This is a genomic window from Ruminococcus sp. 1001136sp1_2201st1_G3_2201SCRN_220225 (assembly GCF_040924365.1).
In the GTDB taxonomy this organism is placed as follows: Bacteria; Bacillota; Clostridia; order Lachnospirales; family Lachnospiraceae; genus Blautia_A; species Blautia_A faecis.
In genome coordinates this window covers 1-4816 of record NZ_JBCOME010000050.1, presented here as the reverse complement: position 1 = coordinate 4816, position 4816 = coordinate 1, and the positions used below count along the sequence as shown (strand labels likewise).

Annotated in this window: 11 protein-coding genes; 2 read left to right on the top strand and 9 right to left on the bottom strand. The window is 38.0% G+C overall.

Features of this window, described 5'->3' with window-relative positions; translation table 11 throughout:
* The 4 genes from AB5642_RS15050 to AB5642_RS15035 form a co-directional block, all read right to left on the bottom strand.
* Positions 1-291, bottom strand: a 291-nt coding sequence (locus tag AB5642_RS15050; RefSeq protein ID WP_368371722.1) for a hypothetical protein, incomplete at its 3' end; no start/stop codon positions are given.
* A 119-nt stretch (positions 292-410) separates the two neighbouring features.
* Positions 411-794: a hypothetical protein gene (locus AB5642_RS15045; RefSeq protein ID WP_173715539.1), complete on the bottom strand. Its 384-nt coding sequence runs from the start codon at positions 792-794 to the stop codon at positions 411-413.
* Between the two features lie 42 nt (positions 795-836).
* The gene (locus AB5642_RS15040; RefSeq protein WP_173715538.1) at positions 837-1055 is read right to left on the bottom strand and encodes a hypothetical protein; all 219 of its coding nucleotides are present in this window, start codon (positions 1053-1055) and stop codon (positions 837-839) included.
* A 165-nt stretch (positions 1056-1220) separates the two neighbouring features.
* Positions 1221-1460 carry a hypothetical protein gene (locus AB5642_RS15035; protein WP_173715537.1) on the bottom strand — a complete coding sequence of 80 codons (240 nt, stop codon included), beginning with the start codon at positions 1458-1460 and terminating at the stop codon, positions 1221-1223.
* 128 nt (positions 1461-1588) lie between these two features.
* Here AB5642_RS15035 and AB5642_RS15030 point away from each other — a divergent pair, with 128 nt between their 5' ends.
* Both AB5642_RS15030 and AB5642_RS15025 read left to right on the top strand, forming a co-directional pair.
* Positions 1589-1852, top strand: a complete 264-nt coding sequence (locus AB5642_RS15030; protein WP_173715536.1) for a hypothetical protein — start codon at positions 1589-1591, stop codon at positions 1850-1852.
* Positions 1853-1877: 25 nt separating this feature from the next.
* Entirely contained in the window at positions 1878-2051 is a 174-nt protein-coding gene (locus AB5642_RS15025; RefSeq protein WP_173715535.1) for a hypothetical protein, read from the top strand.
* Positions 2052-2102: 51 nt separating this feature from the next.
* On the opposite strand, the gene AB5642_RS15020 is transcribed toward AB5642_RS15025, so the two are convergent.
* From AB5642_RS15020 to AB5642_RS15000, 5 genes are all read right to left on the bottom strand, one after another.
* The gene (locus AB5642_RS15020; RefSeq protein WP_173715534.1) at positions 2103-2396 is read right to left on the bottom strand and encodes a hypothetical protein; all 294 of its coding nucleotides are present in this window, start codon (positions 2394-2396) and stop codon (positions 2103-2105) included.
* Between the two features lie 53 nt (positions 2397-2449).
* Positions 2450-2869: a hypothetical protein gene (locus AB5642_RS15015; RefSeq protein ID WP_173715533.1), complete on the bottom strand. Its 420-nt coding sequence runs from the start codon at positions 2867-2869 to the stop codon at positions 2450-2452.
* 81 nt (positions 2870-2950) lie between these two features.
* Complete coding sequence (locus tag AB5642_RS15010; protein ID WP_173715532.1) at positions 2951-3265, bottom strand: DUF6431 domain-containing protein; 315 nt, start codon at positions 3263-3265, stop codon at positions 2951-2953.
* Positions 3266-3584: 319 nt separating this feature from the next.
* Positions 3585-3782, bottom strand: coding sequence for a hypothetical protein (locus AB5642_RS15005; protein WP_173718665.1), 198 nt, complete (start codon positions 3780-3782; stop codon positions 3585-3587).
* Between the two features lie 67 nt (positions 3783-3849).
* Positions 3850-4816: stage IV sporulation protein A (locus AB5642_RS15000; protein ID WP_368371721.1), on the bottom strand; the 967-nt coding region annotated here is incomplete at its 5' end.

Sequence of the window (4816 nt, the reverse complement as noted above, 5' to 3'; positions counted from 1 at the left end):
CATCGCGTCTTCGTTTTCATAAATAAACACATCTGTGAGCTCTGTTCCTTCATAACATATTAATTTGAAACTAGCAGCTTTTATATCTTTACCGACTTCATAAACGCCGGCTCCGAAAACATTATCTCCACCTTTTGCAGCGATTTGCTCATTCACCGCATCTTTCAGAGAAATAAGATCCTCTAAACTCATGGACTCGAGATCGACTCCGAAATTATTCTCCGCCATTACCGGTGTTGCTAACAGACTTGTTACTAAAACCATAGAAGCAATAATAGTTTTCTTCATCATAAGTGAACCCTCCGTTTTCGAAATAATAATCTATTTTCAATTTTACCACACTGCAAATTGTTTGTATACCTTATTAGTAAAATAAAGACGCCAAGTTTCCTCAGCGCCTTGTTCCAATATTACTTTCTCTTGAAGAGATTATTAATGAAATTTCTACCTGCCATTGTGGTGACCGTACCGACCTCTTCAAACTTCAATGTCTTGAGTGTCCCCCAGATGGTTACAACAGTTCCGACGCCAGATATAACTACTGTTATGACATTTTTAACCTTCCGATCTCTAATCTCAGCCTCAATCTGTCTGTACTTCAGTTCCAAATCTTCATTTCGATTCGCCTGTCGTTCGTCTTGATCTCTGTTGATCTTATCCATCTCGATTGCTTTGTCCATCAGTTTCACAATTCCATCTGTTGTCACTTTGTACTTGTCTGAGCCAAGCTCAAGTGTACTAAGCCCTTGGAGCTCATCCTTGATCTCATCCTGCAATAACTGTTCGATTTCCATTTTGAAATCCTCCTTTATGTAATATTCTCATAAGACGCCATGTTATTTTTGCGAAGACTGTTCTTCTTTATATATGATAATTCTTTTCTTTTTAGAAAGGTCGCCTTGAGTTGGTATACGAACATTTATGTTGTAAAATCCAGTATCTTCATCATCATATGGTACTACTGTGAAATATCCGTATCCCGATTTGTGATAAAAAAATAAAAGCGTTAATACCACTCCCAAAGCAACTCCAATAAGTAAAATAAGATAGTTCATTTTCTTTTCCTCCATTGTGAATATTTTAATAATAAGGTATCTATTTCGCTTATAACAAGTTAATTCACCCCCCCCCTCTTTTTTTTACATGATATAAATATAAACCGTAATATTGTTGCCTCAGTACGGTTTTTATCCTAGAAAAAAGTAAAACGCCAAGTTTCCTCAGCGCTTCACCATGAAATCGAATAACTTTAATTCAACTTTCCGTTCTTCTGATTTATTTTCCACGGTAATGTCATGCAACTTTGCGATCAAATCCATTTCATCCTTGTATATGCTATGAATCATATTCAGATTTCTATTCAAATCATCCTCTGTTTTAGCTTTATACATGGAATCAACAAGCTTTGTGTATTTTTCGTTTGCTGTTGCCACCATTGCGTTAAAATTTACAGAATCCATTTAAAAAATCCTCCTTAAAATTTTATCTATTCCCTATAAAAGAGAAAGATAAAATCGCGAATAATTTTACTGGCAAAAAATTTTCATATATGCTAGAATAGCCGTACTACAAAAAGGAGGGTTTTGTTATGACAACTGAAGAAATCAATGCAATTCATGATTACGGTGGTGGTATCTGTCCAGAATGCGAAGTGGAAATGGATCAGATAGAAGAAGGTGGGCTTTTAAAATTTGTCTGCCCGGAATGCGGTTACACTGTAGACTGCTCGGAATATGAATACGAAAGCGATTCTCGCGAACCATCAGACGACGAAATTCCTGGTGGATGTGTTGCTTGCGGTTGTCCAGCATATCCTGACTGTATGACAGCTTGTAGCAGATTTGACGATTAAACTAGAAAAGAAAGGATATAATAAAATGACAGAAACAGAAATTCAGATGTTTATTGAAACTATGGAAGATCTCGGAGACGAGTGGACACCAGAGCAGGTAAAAACGATGTACGGCGATTACACCTACGAAGCTGCAGTCAAAGAACGCAAACAACACATAGATATGCAATTAAATAACTTAGCGGCGCTCGTTAAATAAGTCCAGGCAAAAAAAGATAAAGGAGCTGTAATATGCAGCCCCTTTTTTCTTTTACCAATGTGTAATAATCATCATGGAGTCATCCTCGGGTTCTCTAATAACGTCAATGTCAATCTTTTTACTTTCGAGCTCAATTTCTACGATAGTCCATGGCTCGTTAGGTTTTGCATTCAATTTACCCGTAATTTTTCCATTAGGTAAAATCACTACAAATCCCCAACGTCCCAAATGAGTGCGTTCAATAAATTGTAACTCGATTATAACATCGTTCTTGTCGTCACCATTGAGATCCAACTGGAACTCTACAAATTTTGTATCTTTTGGTACCGAAATTGTTTGTCGCATATGTATATGCCTCCTTTATCTTTTCTCACAATAGCAAATGCGATTTTCACGAATTATTCCCGCGCTTTGTTCAGCAGCCAGAAGAACCTCCGGTAGGCTGTATAGTACACGTCTTTGCAGCAAGGGATATTCATTCTAGCTTTCAAAATATCATAGCTCCATCCTTCTGTAACGCCTTTTAATATGTACTCTGCCAGCTCCGGATCAGTTTCTTTTGCTACTTTCTCAATCATCTCCATACGGATAGAATAATAATGCTTGAGTATAGCAATTCGCTCAGTAGGGTTTGATACATGACGCGCCTTCCCAAATGCGTTCAATGCCTCACGTCTACTTAACATCCCATTCAGAGAAGAATACGCCTTCTTCCAGATTGGGTATTGCAGACAAAAATGTTTCAATTCGTAATGTCGATGTTTCTCGATCCAGTATGGATTCTTCTCCGATACCTCTGCTCTTATAATATTTCCCATTAGAACATCGCCTCCTTTCAACACTAATTCTAGGTTAAAAGGTCGAAATTGTTAAAACAAAGTCAGTGGAAAAATTTACCATTACAATCTCGGTTTAATGCACTGCTTCTTCCAACGTTTCATTGTTTCCTCGCAAGGGAAATCTTCATAGCCTAAAGTATCTGGACCGATAAGTCCTTCCACTACTCCATCTATGATATCTGCTTCATAATGCTTGAAAGGATATACATATTCTGAGAGATCTCGATGAATAGTCTTGCACTTAGGACATTTATAGCGCTCTATAGCAACAAGCTTCTTTGAATGATTCTTACCTCTTACGATTCGTTTCACAGTATCGTATCGCTTCAATTTTTCTTTACAGTTAGGGCAGTATTTGTCTATGGTGTTCGCCAACCTTTCATATAATCCGTACTATAACCATATCATTTACCGCCAAAGGAGCACATATACATAAAAAGAGCACCGGTAGATTTTTCCACTAATGCTCTTATAAGTTCAATTCGATTTTCCTTTTTACTACACCATTTACTACACCATTTTTACACCAAAATACGATATTTTGCGATACTTTACGATAGGCATAAAAGCCCGCAAACCCGCATAAATACTGGATTTTTAGGAATTTTTAAACTGCAATGTATATTCTTAACTTTTCTGTAAAGACTTTTATATAAACTTTACAAGGAGGTTTTTATGTTGCCTGTAATTTTACTTATTGTTTTATTTTTTGCGTTGCAGCTGCTTGTACTTTTCTGTTGTGTTGCGGCGGGAAATGATCCTTATTCACAGTTTCTTTCAGACGAGGAACAGGTGGAATATCTGGCGCGCTGGAAAAAAGAACATGGATATAAATAATCTTTGATAAGGAAAGGGAAGCACCACAGTTTTCCGTATATTGGTAAGTACCCATAAAGTATTTTCATATATGAAAAAAAAGGCAGTGCTTATAACAATACTGCCTTTTTTCATAAAAATCCCTATATGATAATACACACAAGACCGCCTTTACTGTCATTTACGATTTTCTGCATGGTATCCTGAAGCTTCACCTGGCTTTCCTCGCTGATCATGGTCAGCTTGCTGCGGATGCCATCCTGTACCAGCTGTTCAATGGATTTCCCGAAAATATTCGTCTCCCAGATGCTCTCTCCTCTTGCATCGCTTTCTCCAATATAAGTGATCAAGTCTTTTGCCTGCTGCTCCGTACCTACGATCGGAGCAATTTCAGTTTCAATATTTGCTTTGATCATATGAATAGACGGACTCTTTGATTTAATTTTCACACCATATTTATTTCCCTGGCGGATCACAGCCGGCTCTTCCAGCTGAATCTGGGAAAGCTCTGGTACAACTACACCGTAACCGCTGCTATTTACTGCATCCAGGGCATCTTTAACCTTTACATACTTTTCCTTCATTGCAGCAAGCTCCTTCATCGTATGGATCAGCTCATACTCACTTTCCATGGGGATTCCACTCATATCGCTAAGCATCTTATAGTAATATTTATCATCTATCTGAAGCCGTATCTGAATGGTTCCATCAGAAAGACCTACGTGATCCAGAAGAGTATCCTGTACATAAGGACCTTCCAGTTTTACCGATTCCCTAGTAACATCACGAATGTGTAAAAGCTTCTTCATGCACACTTTGATCTGGGAAAGGATCTGGCTTTTCAATTCGCTGTCTGCAGGCAGCATTTCCACCCATTTGGGAATAAAAAACTGCAGCTGGGTAATGGGAAATTCATATAGGATTTTTTCCAGGAGCAATGCGACATCTTCTTTTTTCAACTGCTCACAGTTAACCGCAACAACTGGTACCTGGTACTTCTTCTGAAGCCCGTTAACCATCTGAGTGGTTTCTTCTTTATAGGGAAACTGAGAGTTTACTACAATGAGAAATGGCTTTCCCTGTGTTTTCAATTCAGCCACAGTCTGTTCC